We start from the raw sequence: 19,360 nt of genomic DNA on the forward strand, positions 1-19,360 counted from the left end.
TTTTATTGCTTGTTTTTCATATCAGTCAAAAGAATTAAATCAATTATTCGTGAGGAATATCCTATCTCATTATCGTACCATCCCACCACTTTCACCATCTTATCGATAACAGAAGTAAGTTGTGCATCAAATATACATGAATTTTTATTGCCAATTACATCAACGGAAACAATAGGGTCTTCAGTGTAATCTAAAATGCCTTTTAAAGTAGTTTGTGCTGCCGATTTAAAAGCCGCGTTTATTTCATTTATGGTAACGGCACGTTTCACATTAAAAGTAATATCAGTCAAGGATCCATCAGGCACGGGAACACGAATACCGCAACCGCCAATTTTGCCTTCAAATTTCGGAAATATTTTCGTTAATGCTTTTGCCGCTCCAGTGGTTGTAGGAACAATGGACTGACTTGCACCGCGGGCCCTGCGTAAGTCTTTGTGCGGTTGATCATGTAAACTTTGGTCCGTCGTGTAAGAGTGAATCGTGGTGATATACGCTTGTTCTATACCGCAAAGTTCACTGATTACTTTAATCATTGGTGCGGCATTATTTGTCGTGCAACTGGCATTTGAAATAATAGTTTCCGTACCGTCAAGTATAAAATCATTTACACCGAGTACCACCGTTTTTATGGTGTCAACTTCTGATGGTGCGGAGAGAATCACTTTTTTGGCACCAGCAATAATATGGGAATTGAGTTCTTCAAAAGTTTTGTACTTCCCAGTGGATTCCACAACGTAATCAATGTCAAGACTTTTCCAATCCAGATTTGAAATATTTTTTTCATGAAAAAACAAAAAATGTTTTCCATCCACCAATATTCCTTTCTCATAATCGCTTACTGCAAAAGGTAAAACACCGTGAATACTATCGTATTTTATTAAATGGGCCATTGTTTTTTTGTCGGCGATATCATTTATGGCTACCACTTCTATTGAAGGATGGTTTAAAAGTAATCGGAATAAATTTCTTCCAATTCTTCCAAAACCATTTATGGCAATTCTTATCATAAGTCTTAAAGTCTTAAAGTCAGAAAGTCAGAAAGTCAAGATATGAAGCCTTTCGACTTCCTGACTTTACGACAGTCGACTACAATATATGTTTTTGTGCTTTGTAAGAGGAACGAACTAATGGTCCGCTTTCTACGTGGCGGAAACCTAATTCCAAACCAAATTGCTCGTATTTTGCAAATTGTTCCGGCGTTATAAATTCCTTTACTGGCAAGTGTTTTTTACTAGGCTGCAAGTATTGACCTATCGTTACAATATCGACATTGACTTCACGCAAATCTCGCATTGTTTGATACACTTCTTCTTCTTGCTCGCCAAGACCAAGCATAATTCCCGACTTTGTTCTGTTGATTCCTTTTTCTTTCAAGTAACGTAACACTTCTAAACTTCGGTCGTATTTCGCCTGAATTCGTACTTCACGTGTCAATCTGCGAACGGTTTCTACATTATGCGAAACTACTTCCGGATTCGCTTCAACGATTCGGTCAATGTTTCTTTCGATACCTTGAAAATCAGGAATCAACGTTTCCAGTGTCGTATTTGGGTTCATTCTTCGAATGGCTTTTACGGTTTCAATCCAAATAATGGAACCGCCATCTTTCAAATCATCTCTGTCAACGCTTGTGATTACGGCATGTTTGATATTCATAATTTTAATAGAACGCGCCACTTTTTCCGGCTCGTCCCAGTCCACGGTTTCTGGTCTTCCAGTTTTTACACCACAAAAGCCACAAGAACGTGTACACACATTTCCTAAAATCATGAATGTTGCTGTTCCTTCACCCCAGCATTCACCCATATTCGGGCAACTTCCAGAAGTGCAAATAGTGTTCAAACTATATTTATCTACTAAGCCGCGAAGCTCTGTATATTTTTGGCCTATTGGGAGCTTTACCTTCAGCCATTTTGGTTTAGCTCCGCTCAATTCGGCTCCGCCTCGGGTTCCGGTAGGTAAAGTATTTTCTAAAACAGTTTCCATATATCAATTTTCAGAGCACAAAGATAAGGAAAGTTGCTTGTTTGTGGATTTCTTTATTTGTTTATTTGAATAAAGAGAAACGGATGCTTTAGGAGCACAATATGTACTTGTTCTTAGGGAATAGTCGTCCTGTTTTCCGCTAGATTCACGCTGATTGCGACGTTCCTCGCAATGACAGCGCAGGATGCCGCTGCAATCAGGAGTTCGGACTTTTTATTGTTTTAGGATAGAATGTAAAAAAAATAAAAAGGTTAAAAAAAGAAAAGCTTCAAAATTACTTGAAGCTTTTCTTTTTTTTAATTCATCTCTACTGTAATCGGGAGATTATAGGCGGTCCGCACTGGTTTTCCAGCAATCATTCCGGGTACCCATTTCGTTTTAATGGATTTTAGAACTCGGACGGCTTCTTTTCCTAAACCATAGCCAGGATCTCTTTTTACCTGAATATCGGTCATGCTTCCGTCTCTTTCAATAACAAAAGAAACATACACTCGAATCGAACCACTGCCATCTATTTCTTGTTCTTCAAAATTATTTCCAACATAATTGTAAAACTTATTAATTCCGCCGGGAAATTCTGGTAGTTTATCTAATGCAACGCTATTGATGATGGTATTGCCTGTATCAACAACTGATGTGATTTCCGTTTCTGTTCCTGACGATGAAGTTGGATTGACTCCTACAATTCCTGTTCCTTTTGTAGTTGTATTTGTTACCGTCGTATTATCGGTAATTTTTGCAATGTCCTGATTGGCTTCTGAAGACGGAACGATCACAGGGTTTACCAGTTTGGCGCTTTTTGCGGGAACATCAATAGTTTTAGTTTTTACGGCAGGAAGAGATTTTTTTTGCTCTAGCTGATTTGGAATTATGTCAGTAAGTCGCACTGTGATATTTGTAAATTCGGGAATGCCTATCGTATCAGTTTTACCAGGATTAAGATAGTTACTGACGACAGGAATACTTAAAACTCCGAAGATAAAAATCACACCGGTAAAAAGTGCCGTTAATGCCGTTTTAGTACTTTCTTGGCGCAACTGATATGCACCATATTCTTTGTTTCTGTCTTGAAAAACAAGATTAATCCAGCCTGTTTCGTAAATGCTTAGTTTTGACATAATTTATGGTTTTAGAGGTTAAGTACAATTAAATCATAAGCGAAGAGTTTTTATTGGTAACGTGCAAAATAAAAGTATTAGTATATAAATTTAGTAATTATTTTTGATTTTAGTTAAATTATATTTATTAATTTAACTTTTATTCTATTTAATTATTGTATTAATCAATCTTAGAGTTGTGTATTCATAAAAAAACGCATTCAAATTAATGAATGCGCTCTGTTAAGTTTAAAATAATTTATTTTTAAGATTTAAAAAGCATATTTAAATCCAATTTGAATTTGAAATGGATTTCCTGAAAGCGAAGGAAGTCCTGCATTGTTTACTCTGTAGTTAAATTGTTGTTTGGCGCTGTCAAATCCGGGAACTGCAGCTGTTGTTCCCGATGCTGGTGTGCCTAAAGCATATAATGATTGACTTCCCAGAGATTTATTTACACCCCGTTCTTTATTAAATAAATTGGCAACATTAAATATATCAGCTGTAAATTCCAGAAATTGTTTTTTGTCTAATGCAATCTTTTTGCTGATTCTGACATCAACAAGGCCATAAAACTCATTTACACCGCCATTCCTTTCGGCTAATTTTCCAGAGTATTTATTGATATATTCTTTCAAACTTTGACTTGCATCAGGGTTGTCAAGAATGGTTTCTAATCCCGTTTTTATATTCTGAGGAACCGCTGGATCATTGATGTCAAAAATATACGCTAAGTCATTTGAAGCAGCGACAAAATCGGCATTTGTATTTCCTCCTGAAACTAAGCTGTAGCGAGTCCCACCGATGCCAGAGTAACGAACACCAACGTTGAAACCATAAAATGTAGGCAATGTTCCGTAAAACACTACTTTATGTCGAAAATGATTATCTGAATAACTCATTTTGCTCAAGTCTCTTGGATCATCTTTTACCGGTAAAACTAAAGTTGCTGTGTTGGCAACGTTTCCGTTATATGAAGTATTGTCTTTTGTGTCATTCAAGGTGTAGCTCGCAGAAATTTCTCCATCTTTAAAATAGCGGTAAGTAGCATCTGCAACCAGTGCAAATTGATTGACTTTACCTTCGCTGTTTAATTCTAAAACACGTCCTAATTTCTTGCTGATACGTCCTTGCATCCAGTCTCCCGCGCCATTTGCCGGAATTGAACTTGCAGGAACATATACACCACGATTTCCTTCATTGCCCAAAGTAAAAAATGGATCTGCTACCATATTTCGGTCTACATAAACATAGTTATTGCGTCCTAAAGTTGCATATCCTGCTATTCCTGCTTTTAATTTATCAGTGAAGAAATGGGAGTACGATATATTTGCTTTATAGACTACCGGTACTTTAGCATTTGTTCCTGTGAAATTAATAGTTGGTAATTGAAACGCATCCAAAGTGGGAATACTGGCATAATTATTTCGATAATTAATGAAATTTGGCATCGGAACATTTGGAGATCGTACATCGACAGTAGCGGTGTGATTTCCATCAAAATATAGATTATTGATGACCGCATAGTTATTTAAATCGGAAGCAAAAATTCCAGCTCCTAAACGAACATAATCTTTGTGGCCTTCATTCACATCCCAAGATAATTGCACTCGCGGTTGAAGAATAGCTGACTGAAGTTTGTTATCAGTACGAATGCCTAATTCATCAAAAACCAATTGATTGAATGTTGCGGTCGGGTATTTAGCATAATCAAATCGCAATCCTAAAGTTAGGTCTAATCCCAATGCAATTTTAGTTTGTAGCTGACCATAAATTCCGGCGTTTAATATATTTGAAGTTACGGTAGGATCGGCTACTAATGGTACTTCTCTATAATATCGATAAGGCGTTAAGTTGTCAAAATTAGCAACACTATTAAAATGGAAACGACCATTTACTTCGCTACCATATAAAGATTCTGAATTGGTTTGCATTAAATCAAAACCAAAAGTATATTTAACTTTATCCGTGTTAAAGTATAAATTATCTACAATTTGAAAAACATTATTGGTGAATTTTTCTTGGGCAAACCGGTGTCCGCCAATTTGGATATTCGAAGTTCTTACTGCTCCATTAATAGTTGAAGCAACATTTTCTACAACAGCACGTGGAATATTGAACGAAGGCAATTGATCTCCTGGATTACTGTCTTGAAAAGTATATAAATGTTGCACTTTTAGTTCATTTGTAACTCTGGAATTTACTTTTGTTCGTAAAGAAGCTAAAATACTGTTGTCAACATTAAAATCGTCGCCATATGATTCATATAAATTGATGGTCGTATTATCTTGTAAGCCTAGTTTATTATTATCATAGGTAAAGTTATTACGTACCGTCAATAAATTATTACTGTCAATTTGCCAATCGATACGAGCAAAAGCGGCATCAGAATTACGTTTTTTGTCAAAAGTTCCATATTGTGGAGTGTTAGAAACGCCATATTTATTGCGGGCAATAGTTACAAAATTATCTAATGTGGCTCTTGTAACATTAAAACGTAATTCGTCTTCTGCGGATTGAACATCAGCTATAATTAATGGACGGGAATCTTGTTGGTGGTCCCATGCTACAAAAAAATGCAATTTATCTTTTATGATTGGTCCGCCAAAAGTGAAACCATATTGTGACGTAGAAAAATCATTTTGACGTCTGTTTCCTCTAATATCGTACGGGCTTGACAGCCAGTCTGCACGATTATAAGCAAACATACTTCCTGTAAAATCATTTGTCCCTGATTTAGTCACAGCACTTACTGTTCCACCGCCACTTCGACCGTAGCCTACATCATATTGATTGGTAACGACCTTGAATTCTCTTACGGCTTCAATCGATATGGAGTAAGGAGCACCACTTCGACTTGTTGTAGATCCTGCCGAAGTTGGGTTTTTAGCATTCATTCCGTCCAACGTGTAATTAGTGGAAGAAGCTAATTGCCCTGAAATATTTCCACCTCTGCTCAAAGGCGATAAATCCATTAAACTGGTAAAATTTCTTCCGTTTACCGGTAACGCATTTATCAGTTTTGCGGTTACTGCCGTAGCTGCTCCTAAGTTTCCTGTTTTATTTTTCAAACCTCTTCCTACAACTTCGACGACTTCTAAATTTTGCATGTCGTTTTGCATAACCATTTCAATATTTATTAAATCACCTTGATTTAAAGTGTAGCCGGAGCGCTGTTGCTCTCCAAAGCCTAAAGCTGTAACGCTAATAGTATAAGGTCCGCCTAACGGTAGTTCTTTGAAGGTAAAAGCGCCTTTGAAATTAGACAAGGAGTTGGTTTTAAATCCAGTTGACTCATTCCGAATTTGAACCATTGCATCTTTTATAGGTTCTGAATTACCGCCTAAAACGATACCTGATATGGACGCTTGAGTAGTTTGCGCAAAATTTTTATTGCCGACAAATACTGTCAGCACAATTGTAAATAAAAATAATTTGAGTTGTTTCATGAATACTATTTTTTTGTTTTTTAGTGTTGACAAAGAAATTGACTAATTGAAAAATGGTCGTTACTTTAACAATAATACTAGAATACTTTTATGTTAATGAAATCTAAAAAAGAGCTTGAAAAGAACCTTTTTTTGCGATTTTGTTAACAATTTGAATACTGAAATCATTGAATTTGTTTAAATAAAATAGTCTTAATTTAATCCTTCCTTAATATTTGAGACTGCCGCATAATCTATTTTTACTATAAAAACTTAAATGAAAATTATGAAATTCACTAAACTATTATTGGCATCATCAGTAGTCCTATTATTTTCAAATTGCACTTCAAATAAATTTGTTGTTTGTGGTCACAGAGGAGCAATGGGGCATGCCGCAGAGAATACATTGGCATCAATAGAAAAAGGAATCGAGTTAAAAGCGGATATGTTAGAAATAGATGTTTTTAAAATAAAAACGGGGGAAGTGGTTGTTTTTCATGATGATGATTTGGATCGAATCACAAACGCAAAAGGTAAAATTGAAGAATACACTTTCGATGAATTGAGAAAAGTTTTGGTTGCTGGAAAACATCAAATCCCAACTTTGCAAGAAGTTATTGAGACCATTGATAAAAGAGTAGTGCTTAATATTGAGTTGAAAGGAACTAATACCGCAACGGATACGTACAGAATTATAGAAGAATATAAGAAAAAAGGATGGAGAAATAAAGATTTCTTTATTTCTAGTTTTCGCATAGGAGAATTGCAAAAAATGAGATCTTTAAGTACAAAAATAGCAATTGGGTTGCTTACGTACAAAGATCCTATAGAGACTATTATAAAAACCGCAAAAGAGCTTGATGCGCAGGCAGTAAATCCGTATTTTAAAACTTTAACGGCTGAAAATGTAGCGATAATGAAAGCGAATAATTTTAAAATCTATCCTTGGACAGTGAATGAACCTGTGGATATTAAAAATTTACAAGGACTTAAAGTAAGCGGAATTATTACGGATTATCCGGAAAGAGTGATAAAATAATTTTTTAGTAATCAGTATTCGCTTTTGATTTTAATCTAGTGGTCTAAAATTAATTTAGATCACTTTTTTTATTTTTAAAGGATTAAAAATCGATGCTATTTTATAAAAAGAAAACTACCTTTTGTTCTGAATAATTTCTGCCAGAAGTTTTTTGGCGCGAAGCAATTTAATCTTCACATTACTTAATGGTTCACCAATTTTATTGGCAATTTCCTGGTAACTCATTTCCTGAAAATAGCGCAACTGAATCACTTCTTGATAATGTGGTTTCAATTCTTTGATGAATTGCAATAACCGGGAAAGGTTTTGTTCAGTAATCAATTCATCTTCTGCAGATGGAGTAGTGTCAGCAATATTGTAGGCTTGCTGGTCTTCTTCATCAGTAATTTCTACAAAAAGACTTGATTTCTTTTTTCGCAATAAATCAATGTATACATTTTTTGCAATAGCAATAAGCCAAGTGTTAAATTGAAATTCCGAGTTGTAAGAAGCTATTTTATCAAATGCTTTCGAGAAAGTTTCTATAGTAACATCCTCTGCATTGGTTTCGTTTTCGGTACGTTTCAGCATAAAACCATACACTTCATTCCAATAATAATTCAATAGAAAAGTGAAGGCAACCTGATCGCCTTGTTTTGCTTTTTCTATTTGTTTGTTTATTTCCAATGTACTGGTTTTGAGAATATATTTGTTATAAAAATATTGATTTGTGTGAAGATAAGTACTACCTCGACGACAGGAAACCAGAATTTAATGTCATTTTCTTTAAGTTTACCTGCTGAAAAACCTACCACAATCCATGCCACAAGATAACGCAATGCTATTAAACTTAAAACTAATATCCATTGAAATTGAAAAGCCAACAGGATAATGGGCAATAAAATGAATAGTAATTGTGAACAATAGAATGCTCCCAATTGTAATTTATCGAATGGTTTATAATAATTTGCCGTCGCAATATGCCTTCTCTTTTGGGTCAACCATTCTTTATAAGTAGTTTTCGGTTTAGAAAGCGTAAAACTATCGAGTGTATAGGCAATAGTAGTGTTTTTAGCTTTTGAAGCTTGGTTTACAAATAAATCATCATCGCCGGAACGAATCTGCATGTGTTCAATGAATCCATTTACATTAAAAAATTCTTCTTTTTTGTAGGCTAAATTTCTTCCGACGCCCATGTAAGGATGTCCAATTTTTGCCCATGAAAAATATTGAATTGCGGTCAATAAAGTTTCAAAACGAATTATTTTATTCAGAAATGAATTAGGAATTTTTTCATATTTACCATATCCCAAAACAATTGTTTTTTGCATGGTAAATTGAGAACTCATTGCTGTTATCCATTCTTTTGAAGTGGGGTAACAATCAGCATCCGTGAATAATAAGTACTCTTTTCTGGCCGCTTTTATTCCCAATGTCAAAGCATATTTTTTGTTTCCCCAAAAGGCTTCATTGTTCTCGACTTTTACCAAACGAACATTAGGATATTGCTTTTCAAAACCTTCAAAAATATCCAAAGTACGATCACTTGACGCATCATCAATCAGTACAATTTCAAAATCAGGATAGTTTTGTTCCGCAAGTAGGGGAATAAAATTTGCGACATTTTCTTCTTCGTTTTTCGCACAAACAATTACCGTAATCGGGATTCTTTTAGGTGTAATTTTCTGCGCGTCAGCGAAAGCAAATTTTCGAAAAACACCTAAATAATACGAAATTTGAATGACAACAATAAAAATAAAAAAGTAAAGAATTGGTATAAGCATTTGAGTTTTATGAGTTTTTAATATCGATGCCGAGGCCTCGAAACGGGAGAGTGCAAAGGTATGAATTGAATTCTAAATTGTTAAATACAATTCGTGAATTTCGAAAGAAATTACATTGGGCATTTCTTCATCTCATTTGCGATAGCGATGGACTGATTCGTGTTCGCTTTTTCTAACTCGGATATAATGTTTTGATAATTTTTTTTGTCTCTGTTTTGAGACAATTTTCTTGTGGCTAGGATTTCAGTAATTTCAATTTCAAATGCCACAATTCCACGAGATTGCATCATGGTTTTCTTCGATAAATCTTCTACCCGAACCGGATTTTCAGATTTTTTTTCGTACTTATCAACTAGCTTTTTTAAGGATTCGATGACGGCCTCTCCTTCAATAATTTTGATTTTTCCATACACATGAACCGCAACATAGTTCCATGTTGGAACATTTTCATGATCGTACCAAGAAGAAGAAATATAACTGTGAGGACCTGAAAATACAGCTAGAATTTGGTCGTTGTCTGTAAAACCAATCCATTGTGGGTTTTCTTTAGAAATGTGCCCGCATAAAATGTCCTTGCCTTCATTATTGGTCTCCAGTTCCAAAGGAATATGTGTTGCACACAATTTCCCATTGGTTTGATTGATGAGAATACCAAAACTATTTTCTTGCAGAAATTTTTTTATTTCTTCTTGATTCTCGTTTTTGTAGATTTCTGGAGTGTACATTTTTACTTTAAGAATTAGGATTTAGCAGTTTTGAAATGCTATTTTGGTATTAATAATCTGAAATCCATAAAAAATTCCGATTTTTCTGGAGTTGAACACTGCGACTGAACACTGCAAGCTAAAATCTATATCACATTAACTTCGGCTTCAATATGAATTCCAAACATTTTAAAAATAGTGCGCTGAATATCTTTAGAAACATTCAAAATTTCCTGACCGGTTGCATTACCGTAATTAACTAAAACCAAAGCTTGGTTTTTATGGATTCCGGCATCTCCAAAACGTTTTCCTTTGAAACCAGCTTGTTCAATTAGCCAGCCAGCGGGAACTTTTACTTCGGTTTCTGAAATGTCAAAATATTTCATTTCAGGAAATTGTTGATGAATTTTTTGGAAATCTGATTTCAGGAGAATTGGGTTTTTAAAGAAACTACCGCTGTTACCCAACTGTTTTGGATCGGGTAATTTGCTTTTCCGAATAGTAATTACGGCGTTACTAACATCCTTTAAAGTAGGATTAGTGATGTTGTTTCTGGCTAATTCAGCCGAAATATCTCCGTAAGAAGTATTAATTTTATGGTTCGTTTTTGTCAATTTAAAGACAACTGATGTAATAATATATTGGTTTTTTACTTTATTTTTAAAAATGCTTTCTCGGTACCCAAAATGACATTCTTCCTTCGTAAACGTTTTCATTTCCTGACTTGCTATTGTCATTGCCTCACAGGAAACAAAAGTGTCTTTTATTTCGGTTCCATACGCTCCAATGTTTTGGACTGGCGTAGTTCCAATATTTCCCGGAATAAGTGACATATTCTCCAGTGCTCCAAAATTTTGGTTGATGGTCCAAAGCACAAATTCATGCCAGCTCTCTCCAGCTTGACATTCGACCCAGACAAAATCGTCGTTTTCTTTTATAATTTTCTTGCCTTTTAAATCGATATGAATTACTAGCGCATCAATGTCCTTTGTAAAAAGCATATTGCTTCCGCCGCCTAAAATAAATTTTTGGATGGTTTTATTTTCTTGTAAAACATTTTTTAATTCCTGCACAGAATGTACTGCGACAAACTGTTTTGCTTTGGCTTCAATACCAAATGTATTGTATTTTTTTAAAGAGAAATTATGCTGTATTTCCATAAAAGAAAGTGCGTTTTGTATTGTTGAATTATGCACCAAAAGTAAGAATTAAAATTTAGTTGCATACGTTTTCATCCAGATATGCATCATAAACAATGGCATAATATAAGGAGTCATTCTAGTATCGCCTTTTTGTAAATTCAGTAATAATTTCTGGATATTAATGTGTTCGAAATAAGGGATTTGAAATAGATCACTTTTTGAAAAAGAGTCTAATTCGTCTTTAAAAGCCGGGCTTTTTGTAATGTAATCGCCCCAAGGCGCACTCAAACCTACTTTTCTAAAATTCAGAATTTCATTTGGTAAACGTTCTTCCATTGCTTTTTTCAGAATGAATTTCCATTTTTTTCCTGAGAAGAGCCAGTTGTCATCCAATGATCCTAGCCCAATAATTAATCTCGGGTCCAAAAATGGTTCTCTACACTCAATGGATGCGCCCATTGTACAACGATCGTTTCTATCCAGCAGCGAGCATAAATAGGTATGTTGGTCAAAATAAAGTGCTTGTCTGCGTAAATTATCAGGATACAATGATTTTGCTTCTTCGTAGATTTTTCTCCTATATTCGTTTGTTGGAGGTGTATTTATGCCAAAAGTTTTTGCAATATCATTAGGGTAAATATTCGAGCCATTGTAAATAACCAAATCAGATTTTTTACTGATTTGAGCATAACGACGCAGCTTTTCATACCTTGGTGTTTTAGAAAATAATTCGATGTTGCTGATGGTCGCAATTGAATTTAACAAAGACGGATATTTCAAAGCTTTGTAGCGTACATAACCGCCCATTAATTCATCGGCGCCTTCACCCGACAGCAATACTTTTACGGCAGGTTTTGCCATTTGTGCTACTGCTAAAATATGTGGTTCGCTTAAATGCATAATGGGTTCATCCTGAAAATAAGTTGAACTGATTAATTGATCATAAAGATTTTTATTTTCTAATTGCATTGTGTGAAATCCATAATTGAACTTCTCGGCCATCATTTTTGCTAAATGTGCTTCGTTGTGTTCCTTTTCTTTGAAACCCATATTGAACGTCTGGATGTCTTTGTATTTTTGATGGTGCAATGACGCTAAAACCGAGGAAGAATCCAGTCCGCCACTTAATAATACACCAACAGGAACGTCGCTCACCATTCGCGTTTTAACAGAATCATCGAAGGTTTCCCGAAACCATTGTACAGGATTTTTTATTACAGGCTGATTTTGAATTTCCTTTTTTAAATCCCACCATTTTTGGGTAGTGGTTTTTCCACCTTCGTGAATGGTCATAAAATGTCCAGGCAATATTTTTTTTATGTTTTGGTACAATGTGTTTTCGCCGGCTACAAATCGGTTAAAAATATATTCTTCCAGTCCGTCTTGCGCCATTTTTAGCGGAACTCCGGCCGTGAAAAGTGCTTTTTGCTCCGATGCAAAATAAAATGTTTCGTTATAAAAAGAATAATATAGCGGTTTAACGCCCATTCTGTCTCGAACAAGAGTCAGCTTTTTTTCTAATTTATCCCAAATAGCAAAAGCAAACATTCCATTGAGGCGGTCGAGCATTTTTAAGCCGTGTAATTCAAATAATTTCATTAAAACCTCTGTATCCGAAGTAGTTTTGATGTCAAAACCGCTGCTTTTTAACTCAGGGTAAAATTCTTTATAATTATAGATTTCGCCATTGTAAACCATAATGTATCTTCCGTCCTCTGAAAAGAAAGGTTGGTGTCCGGCTAAAGAAACATCCAGAATTGAAAGTCTTCGGTGTCCTAAACCAATATTATTTGCTATGAATAATCCTTTATCATCCGGGCCGCGATGTTCCAGAGAATCCCGCATTTTTACAAGATTGCGTTCGTCTACTTTTTTTTGAGATTGTAAATGCAAGATTCCATTAATTCCACACATAATTAATTGGAGTGATTTGAGTTAATTAATTCGTGGTATTTTTGGGCAATAATCTTCATATTTGTAATGTAGTCAGCATTTTTTACAACAAATGTCCTGTTGTTAGAAACGGCTTGTGCCCTGTGATCTCTATTTTCAAAAGCCCAAATTAATTCCTCGGCAAGCTTTTCAGAATCGTCAACGGTAACTAATTGACCGTTTTTTCGATGCTCAATCCAACTTTGATTTCCTGTAATGTCACTCACTATTGGATAACAATTTGTAGCCATCGCTTCAAATAAGGATGCCGAAACGCCTTCTGTTATGGGCATACTGATGTAAATATTAGATTCTTGCAATAGCTTTGGCAATGCCGTGTTCAGAATTCTTCCGGTAAAATTGACTTTATTTTCGATACCTAAATGTTTTGCTAAATTTTTCAATTTTTCAAGTTGCGTTCCTTCTCCTACAATGGTAAGGACGAAATCTATCCCTTTTTGGTTTAAAATAGCAAATGCCTTTAAAATAGTAGCGTGGCGGTATTCCGGCATCAAAGAGCGGGTGACGATAGCGCAAATTTTTTCAGGATTGGCTGTGTTTTGATTGCCAAATTGTACCAAATCAATTCCCTTTGGTAATACCAAAACCTTACTCATGTCAACTTTAGCCTGCAGCATAGATATTGTCATCACGGGTCCCCAAGCATGAATTAAATCGGCTTTTTTGAAAGCGTAATACTGAATTATTTTTTTTAACGGAAGTGAAATAGATTTTTCCGGCCACAAATCTGTTCGGCCTTGTTGCGCAATTGCTACAGGTTTTACTCCGGACAATGCAGCAAGAAAGCCATAACTGGTAGTTCGTTCCGCAATAACCATATCCGGTCTATGCAGCTGGATTAGTTTTTTGATTTTGAAAATAGCAAATTCAAATTCGAAAATCCTTAAAATTCGTTTCCTAAAACAATCGCTGGGCGTTTTTAATTCCCAAGTGATGATTTCGAAATTGCCAAATTCCCTGAGTCCGTTCATCCAAGTGATGGCATCGGCTCTATAGGATTCTCCAAGAAAAAGTATTTTCTTTTTTTTCATTTTAATTATTCCGACGTTAAGGCGCGATTGATGAAATCGTTCAATGGTTTTAGCGCAATCAGTTTTTGGCTCATTACACCAACAAAATCTTTTTTTGCAGCAGCTGAGAACTCAATTTTCTGAGAAGACTCAAAGCTCTTTAATTTTAATAATTCTATCGCCGGATGTTCTTTGTCATAGCCTCTTGGCGGGTTTTTTAAAGTATCTTTTTCATTTCTATCAAAGTCGCCAAATTCCCTTTTGAAATTTTTTTCCTCAAGAATAGCTTCGAGATCATCATGAAAATAGGCAATTTCTTTGCGCATTTTTTTTAAATCTTCGGACTCTGGGCAATACAATCCACCAGCAATAAAACTTGCGTCTTTTTCTAAGTGAATGTAATAACCGGAACGATTCAGCCCTTTCGCACCAGACGAAAGCCAGATTCCTAAGTGGGATTTGTACGGCGTTTTGTCCTTAGAAAACCGAATGTCGCGATTGATTCTGAACGTACAATTTTTGACTTCAAGCATTTCCAGCGATGGGTCAAGCGGTTTCATGGCATCCAGTAAATCAGCAACTAATTGTTGGTAATCTTTCTTGAAAGCTTCGTAACGTTTTTTATTTTCCAAAAACCAATCCCGGTTGTTATTGGCTTTTAAATCATCCAAAAATTGTAGTGTTTCTTTTGAAAGCATCTAGTACTATTGTATTTGTTCTCTTAATTCTCCTTCGCTAATAAAACCGGATTTTCTCCATTTTACTGCTGCTTTTTCATACAATAATATTGTAGGAAGTTCACTAATTTTCATTTCGGTCATTAAAGTTTTGTTTTTGTCGGCATCCAATCGTATGATGGTTACGCTATCTTCTAGTTCAGTTTGCATTTTTGTGATATAGGGTGTCATTTTTTTGCAAGGCGCACACCACTCAGCATAAAAACTAACCAATACTTTTTTATCGGAGTCTACTAATTTATTGTAGTCCTGCAAAGTCATTCCGGTTATTTTGTTGCTTGGTTTAGACAGTCCTGCAGCGTCCCATTTTAAAATTCCTCCCTGTAATTGATAAACATTTGTAAAACCAAGTTCTTTCAGTTTTGCAACGGCACTTTGACTTCTTCCGCCGCTTTTGCAGTACACATAAACAGGTTTTGTTTTGTCCAGTTTTTCAGTTTCCGCAACAAAGCTGTCTCCGAGCCAATCTACGTTGACGGCCTTGTCTATATGATCTGACGAAAATTCCGCAGGCGTTCGTACATCCAGAATTTGTGGATTTGTTGTTGCTGCGATTTTTTCGCTAAAAGCTTTTGCATCGATAGTTTGGCTTTCTTTTGATGCTTGTCCGTTACAAGATAAAAAAGCAAAAGATATGATTAATAGAAATATTGAACTGAATTTCATTGTGTTTTGATTTAAATTTGAATAGGCTAAATTAGTTTTTTTCGATTTTTGAACGCTATAAAAACTATTAAATAAAAGTTATAAGTTGAAAATTTTATAGCTCTGATGCGTCGATTTTAAAATAACTTCAGTACGCTCCGGATGCGTATCCGAAATGAATAGTTGTCCAAAAGTATCACTGTTGACCATTTCGATTATTTTGGCCACCCGACTTTCATCTAATTTGTCAAAAATATCATCAAATAACAGAATTGGTTTCACACCGCTTTGTTTTTTTAAAAATTCAAATTGTGCTAGTTTTAAAGCGATTAAATAGGATTTTTGTTGGCCTTGTGAGCCAAATTTCTTTATTGGATGTTCATCAATATCAAAAGCTAAATCGTCTTTATGAATTCCCACACTCGTGTAATGTAAAGCGCGGTCTTTATTAATGTTTTCCTGTAAAAGGCTTAGTAAATCTTTCTCAAATAAATGACTTTCATACACAAGCTGAACAGTTTCCTGCGAACCTGTTATGGCTTGATGGTGCGTGTTGAAAATAGGAATGAATTGTTCTATGAATTCTTTTCTTTTTTCAAAAATATAATTGCCAAAACCGTTGAGTTGCTCATTATAGATAGACAGCGTATCGGTATCAAAAACATGGTTCAATGCAAAATATTTTAATAAAGCGTTGCGCTGGCTCATTACTTTCTGGTATTGAATAAGTTGCTGCAAATAATGGAAATCCAGTTGCGAAATGACGCTGTCCATAAATTTCCGTCTGGTTTCACTGCCTTCCACAATCAAATCTCTGTCGGCTGGGGATATAATCACCAAAGGAATAAATCCAATATGGTCCGAAAACTTATCGTATGCTTTGCCGTTGCGTTTCAATATTTTCTTCTGGCCTTTTTTAAGACTGCAGACTATTTGTTCCGTTCGTTCATTCTTGTCAAATGTAGCGTCAATGACAAAAAATTCCTCTCCGTGTTTAATATTTTGGACCGCTAACGGATTAAAATAGCTTTTTCCGTATGATAAATGATAAATAGCATCCAGCACATTTGTTTTACCAATTCCGTTTTTGCCTACAAAACAATTTATTTTGCTGTCGAAATCAAAATTTGCTTCTGAGAAATTCTTATAATTGAATAATGAAATCTTTTTTAAATACATGGGTAAGGCTTGCTGGTATTGAGAACTTTACTGTTTTTAAATGGGTTTTTTAAAGTGGGTGCAAATTATTGAAAAATATCGATAAAACCTTCTTTTCTGTTTTTTCTCTGAGAATTATTTTGTCTTTAGAAACCAAGAATTCCGCAGTATATTTTTTTTTAATATAAAAGCATATTTTTTGTGTGGGTTTGAATAAAAATTTTATTTTTGCGACTCACTAAATTAAATTTAAATGGCTACTTACAATAAAAGAGGATATAAAGCACCAAAAGAAAAAGAAGTTAAAGAAGAAGGAGTTGAAGCGGTAATCATTGACGAAAAAGACAGTACAACTGCTGAAGTTTTTTCAAAATTAGATGAAAGTGCTACAATAACGGAGGACTGGGTTGCCAAAAATCAAAAAATCATTATTGGATTAGTTGCCGCTGCAGCGATATTAACTATTGGATATTTAGCATACCAAAGATTTATTGCTTCGCCAAAACAAGATGAGGCCGCTAATGAAATGTTCGTTGCACAACAAAATTTTCAAAAAGCAACGGATGGAGTAGCAAGTGATTCATTATATAAGTTGTCTTTAAACGGTTCAGAAGGGAAATTTGGATTCTTGAAAATAGCAGATGAATATTCGGGAACTGATGCGGGTAATTTAGCAAATTATTATGCTGGAATTGCCTATTTGAATACAGGAAAATATACAGAAGCAATTGATTATTTGAGCAAGTTTAAATCAGATGATATTGTTTTAGGAGCTTTGGCAAAAGGAGCGATTGGAGATGCTTATTCTCAAAAAAATCAACCAAAGGAAGCTTTGGAAAATTATGTAAAAGCTGCTGAATCAAACAAAAATGATTTTACAACGCCGCGTTTCTTGTTGAAAGCTGGAAAAATTGCTCTGGCTCTAGGAAATAAGGCAGATGCATTAAAATATTTTACTGATATCAAAGAAAATTATGAAGCTACTCCAGAAGCTGCTTCAGTTGACGTTTTGATAGGATTAGCACAATAGTAAAAAATGATTTAAGATTGGTGATTTAAGATTGTAGACTTTTGATTTCAAAATGCTATCTTTAATATCTGAAATCAAAATCTTAAAATCAAAATTCTAAAATCAAATGGCTACCGAAAATAAAAATTTATCCGAATACGACAAAAATACTGTTCCAAATGCGAAAAATTTTCGTTTTGGAATTGTAGTTGCTGAGTGGAACGAGAATATAACTGAAGGTCTTTTTAATGGTGCGTTCAAAACCCTGTTAGAAAACGAAGTTCCAGCTGGACAAATAATCCGTTGGAACGTTCCAGGAAGCTTTGAGCTTATTTATGGCGCTAAAAAAATGTTGCAAACACAAAATGTTGATGCTGTTATTGTTATTGGATGTGTCATTCAAGGGCAAACCAAACATTTTGATTTTGTATGTGAAGGCGTAACGCAGGGTATAAAAGATTTGAATGTTCAAACGGATATTCCAGTTATATTTTGTGTACTTACTGACAATACAATGCAACAATCCATTGACAGAAGTGGAGGAATTCACGGAAATAAAGGTACCGAAGCTGCTATTGCCGCTATCAAAATGGCTTATATTCGTCAACAATCCTCGTTGTCACATCAAATTGACAACCAACATTTATTATCTTCGGGTGCTGTTCAGTTAGATGAAGGAACTCCTCTCGAATTAAAAGAATAAATAATAGCATTACCTGTTATTTTTTAGATTAATAATATAAACCTATTCCAATGGAGTAGGTTTTTTTATGCAGTTTCGTTCTGTATTCGAAACCAATACTGTTTTAAACAAACACATTTATAAAAACCTGAAAAAACAGGTTTTTATAAATGACAAATCAGTTATTGATCAGCCTATTTTTCATCGGCATTTGCAGCTTCAATATTAATCTCAGCCAAAGCGATTTCTGTTAAGGTAACATCAGCCTTTTTCTCTTCTTCAAGGGTTTTATCCAGCAGAGTAGCCACTTTGCTTTCGCCTAAAGTAACAGCATAAGCTCTCAACGTACCGTACGTAGCTATCTCGTAATGTTCTACTTTTTGTGCAGCTGCAATTATTCCGGCATCTCGTACTACTCCTAATTCAGTTTCTGCCATAATCCCATCGGCTTCTTTTAGTAAACCATCCATTGCATCACATTTTTTCCCAACTGCTTTCAGTCCTAAAGATTCAAACACTTTTTCTAAACGAGTAATATGTTCTTCTGTTTCTTTTAAGTGATGTTCAAAAGCCTGTATCAGTTTTGAAGAGGTGGCATTTTTTGCCATTTTAGGTAAGGCTTTCACCAAGGCATGTTCTGCCCAAAAAATATCTTTTAATCCATCTTCAAAAAAATCTCTTAAACCTTGTGCCGCATCTGGTTTTGCTTTTACAGCTCCTTTTTTAGAGGCTACTTCTTCTTTTTCTTGTTTTTCGTTGGTCGCTTTCATAATAGATTTTTTTAATTGTTAACTTGTTTGTTTTAACAAATGTAAGTTTTAAACAAGCACAGCAATTATAGAATTTTGTTAAAACATCCCATAATTTACATTTTACAATACTGTATTTCAGGTGTTTAAATTTTTTTAATTTATAATTTTATTTTTTTTGACATATAATTTTATATAATTTTTCAGAACGTATTTATTAGTTTGCGTAGTTGTATTTGCGAGTTAACGATGGTTGAA

The 19,360-nt window shown here is 34.8% G+C and carries 17 protein-coding genes; 3 read left to right on the forward strand and 14 right to left on the reverse strand.

Annotation, left to right across the window (positions count from 1 at the left end):
• Window positions 1-2 precede the first annotated feature (2 nt).
• The 4 genes from gap to ACP7AQ_RS07155 all read right to left on the reverse strand — a co-directional run bounded on the left by gap (window position 3) and on the right by ACP7AQ_RS07155 (window position 6,532).
• Complete coding sequence (gap, locus tag ACP7AQ_RS07140) at window positions 3-1,007, reverse strand: type I glyceraldehyde-3-phosphate dehydrogenase (protein ID WP_426094963.1); 1,005 nt, start codon at window positions 1,005-1,007, stop codon at window positions 3-5.
• Between the two features lie 79 nt (window positions 1,008-1,086).
• A complete protein-coding gene (gene lipA, locus ACP7AQ_RS07145) occupies window positions 1,087-1,986 on the reverse strand; it encodes a lipoyl synthase (protein WP_091203815.1) in 900 nt (299 codons plus the stop codon).
• 296 nt (window positions 1,987-2,282) lie between these two features.
• Window positions 2,283-3,104 carry an energy transducer TonB gene (locus ACP7AQ_RS07150; RefSeq protein ID WP_426094964.1) on the reverse strand — a complete coding sequence of 274 codons (822 nt, stop codon included), beginning with the start codon at window positions 3,102-3,104 and terminating at the stop codon, window positions 2,283-2,285.
• A gap of 251 nt (window positions 3,105-3,355) precedes the next feature.
• Complete coding sequence (locus ACP7AQ_RS07155) at window positions 3,356-6,532, reverse strand: carboxypeptidase regulatory-like domain-containing protein (RefSeq protein ID WP_426094965.1); 3,177 nt, start codon at window positions 6,530-6,532, stop codon at window positions 3,356-3,358.
• Between the two features lie 265 nt (window positions 6,533-6,797).
• Here ACP7AQ_RS07155 and ACP7AQ_RS07160 point away from each other — a divergent pair, with 265 nt between their 5' ends.
• Window positions 6,798-7,550 carry a glycerophosphodiester phosphodiesterase gene (locus ACP7AQ_RS07160; protein WP_426094966.1) on the forward strand — a complete coding sequence of 251 codons (753 nt, stop codon included), beginning with the start codon at window positions 6,798-6,800 and terminating at the stop codon, window positions 7,548-7,550.
• A 114-nt stretch (window positions 7,551-7,664) separates the two neighbouring features.
• Here ACP7AQ_RS07160 and ACP7AQ_RS07165 read toward each other — a convergent pair whose 3' ends face one another.
• From ACP7AQ_RS07165 to recF, 9 genes are all read right to left on the reverse strand, one after another.
• The gene (locus ACP7AQ_RS07165; RefSeq protein WP_426064268.1) at window positions 7,665-8,216 is read right to left on the reverse strand and encodes an RNA polymerase sigma factor; all 552 of its coding nucleotides are present in this window, start codon (window positions 8,214-8,216) and stop codon (window positions 7,665-7,667) included.
• On the reverse strand, window positions 8,207-9,313 hold the full coding sequence (locus ACP7AQ_RS07170; RefSeq protein ID WP_426094967.1) for a glycosyltransferase: 1,107 nt from the start codon (window positions 9,311-9,313) through the stop codon (window positions 8,207-8,209). The genes ACP7AQ_RS07165 and ACP7AQ_RS07170 overlap by 10 nt, the downstream gene beginning before the upstream one ends.
• Window positions 9,314-9,423: 110 nt before the next feature.
• A complete protein-coding gene (locus tag ACP7AQ_RS07175) occupies window positions 9,424-10,038 on the reverse strand; it encodes an FMN-binding negative transcriptional regulator (RefSeq protein ID WP_426091619.1) in 615 nt (204 codons plus the stop codon).
• Window positions 10,039-10,163: 125 nt separating this feature from the next.
• Window positions 10,164-11,177: a UDP-N-acetylmuramate dehydrogenase gene (gene murB, locus ACP7AQ_RS07180; protein WP_426094968.1), complete on the reverse strand. Its 1,014-nt coding sequence runs from the start codon at window positions 11,175-11,177 to the stop codon at window positions 10,164-10,166.
• 48 nt (window positions 11,178-11,225) lie between these two features.
• Window positions 11,226-13,073: an asparagine synthase (glutamine-hydrolyzing) gene (gene asnB / locus ACP7AQ_RS07185; protein WP_426094969.1), complete on the reverse strand. Its 1,848-nt coding sequence runs from the start codon at window positions 13,071-13,073 to the stop codon at window positions 11,226-11,228.
• Window positions 13,074-13,075: 2 nt separating this feature from the next.
• Complete coding sequence (locus ACP7AQ_RS07190) at window positions 13,076-14,143, reverse strand: glycosyltransferase (RefSeq protein WP_426094970.1); 1,068 nt, start codon at window positions 14,141-14,143, stop codon at window positions 13,076-13,078.
• 5 nt (window positions 14,144-14,148) lie between these two features.
• Window positions 14,149-14,820 carry a DUF2461 domain-containing protein gene (locus ACP7AQ_RS07195; RefSeq protein ID WP_426064262.1) on the reverse strand — a complete coding sequence of 224 codons (672 nt, stop codon included), beginning with the start codon at window positions 14,818-14,820 and terminating at the stop codon, window positions 14,149-14,151.
• 6 nt (window positions 14,821-14,826) lie between these two features.
• Complete coding sequence (locus ACP7AQ_RS07200; RefSeq protein WP_426094971.1) at window positions 14,827-15,525, reverse strand: thioredoxin domain-containing protein; 699 nt, start codon at window positions 15,523-15,525, stop codon at window positions 14,827-14,829.
• 78 nt (window positions 15,526-15,603) lie between these two features.
• Complete coding sequence (recF, locus tag ACP7AQ_RS07205) at window positions 15,604-16,683, reverse strand: DNA replication/repair protein RecF (RefSeq protein ID WP_426064260.1); 1,080 nt, start codon at window positions 16,681-16,683, stop codon at window positions 15,604-15,606.
• Between the two features lie 232 nt (window positions 16,684-16,915).
• Here recF and ACP7AQ_RS07210 point away from each other — a divergent pair, with 232 nt between their 5' ends.
• Window positions 16,916-17,692, forward strand: a complete 777-nt coding sequence (locus tag ACP7AQ_RS07210) for a tetratricopeptide repeat protein (RefSeq protein WP_426064259.1) — start codon at window positions 16,916-16,918, stop codon at window positions 17,690-17,692.
• A 106-nt stretch (window positions 17,693-17,798) separates the two neighbouring features.
• Window positions 17,799-18,374 carry a 6,7-dimethyl-8-ribityllumazine synthase gene (ribH, locus tag ACP7AQ_RS07215; protein WP_426064258.1) on the forward strand — a complete coding sequence of 192 codons (576 nt, stop codon included), beginning with the start codon at window positions 17,799-17,801 and terminating at the stop codon, window positions 18,372-18,374.
• 173 nt (window positions 18,375-18,547) lie between these two features.
• On the opposite strand, the gene ACP7AQ_RS07220 is transcribed toward ribH, so the two are convergent.
• Window positions 18,548-19,123, reverse strand: coding sequence for a ferritin-like domain-containing protein (locus tag ACP7AQ_RS07220; RefSeq protein ID WP_426091626.1), 576 nt, complete (start codon window positions 19,121-19,123; stop codon window positions 18,548-18,550).
• Between the last annotated feature and the right edge of the window lie 237 nt (window positions 19,124-19,360).

Origin of the sequence: Flavobacterium sp. DSR2-3-3 (assembly GCF_049896585.1) — a bacterium.
Taxonomy (GTDB): domain Bacteria; phylum Bacteroidota; class Bacteroidia; order Flavobacteriales; family Flavobacteriaceae; genus Flavobacterium.

Excerpts from the sequence above, each read along its gene's own strand:
- ACP7AQ_RS07150 (WP_426094964.1), bottom strand. The coding sequence starts at position 3,104 with ATGTCAAAACTAAGCATTTACGAAACAGGCTGGATTAATCTTGTTTTT.
- gap (WP_426094963.1), bottom strand. The coding sequence starts at position 1,007 with ATGATAAGAATTGCCATAAATGGTTTTGGAAGAATTGGAAGAAATTTA.
- ACP7AQ_RS07195 (WP_426064262.1), bottom strand. The coding sequence starts at position 14,820 with ATGCTTTCAAAAGAAACACTACAATTTTTGGATGATTTAAAAGCCAAT.
- ACP7AQ_RS07170 (WP_426094967.1), bottom strand. The coding sequence starts at position 9,313 with ATGCTTATACCAATTCTTTACTTTTTTATTTTTATTGTTGTCATTCAA.
- lipA (WP_091203815.1), bottom strand. The coding sequence starts at position 1,986 with ATGGAAACTGTTTTAGAAAATACTTTACCTACCGGAACCCGAGGCGGA.
- ACP7AQ_RS07175 (WP_426091619.1), bottom strand. The coding sequence starts at position 10,038 with ATGTACACTCCAGAAATCTACAAAAACGAGAATCAAGAAGAAATAAAA.
- recF (WP_426064260.1), bottom strand. The coding sequence starts at position 16,683 with ATGTATTTAAAAAAGATTTCATTATTCAATTATAAGAATTTCTCAGAA.
- ACP7AQ_RS07220 (WP_426091626.1), bottom strand. The coding sequence starts at position 19,123 with ATGAAAGCGACCAACGAAAAACAAGAAAAAGAAGAAGTAGCCTCTAAA.
- ACP7AQ_RS07160 (WP_426094966.1), top strand. The coding sequence starts at position 6,798 with ATGAAATTCACTAAACTATTATTGGCATCATCAGTAGTCCTATTATTT.
- ACP7AQ_RS07210 (WP_426064259.1), top strand. The coding sequence starts at position 16,916 with ATGGCTACTTACAATAAAAGAGGATATAAAGCACCAAAAGAAAAAGAA.
- asnB (WP_426094969.1), bottom strand. The coding sequence starts at position 13,073 with ATGTGTGGAATTAATGGAATCTTGCATTTACAATCTCAAAAAAAAGTA.
- ACP7AQ_RS07155 (WP_426094965.1), bottom strand. The coding sequence starts at position 6,532 with ATGAAACAACTCAAATTATTTTTATTTACAATTGTGCTGACAGTATTT.
- ribH (WP_426064258.1), top strand. The coding sequence starts at position 17,799 with ATGGCTACCGAAAATAAAAATTTATCCGAATACGACAAAAATACTGTT.
- murB (WP_426094968.1), bottom strand. The coding sequence starts at position 11,177 with ATGGAAATACAGCATAATTTCTCTTTAAAAAAATACAATACATTTGGT.
- ACP7AQ_RS07190 (WP_426094970.1), bottom strand. The coding sequence starts at position 14,143 with ATGAAAAAAAAGAAAATACTTTTTCTTGGAGAATCCTATAGAGCCGAT.
- ACP7AQ_RS07200 (WP_426094971.1), bottom strand. The coding sequence starts at position 15,525 with ATGAAATTCAGTTCAATATTTCTATTAATCATATCTTTTGCTTTTTTA.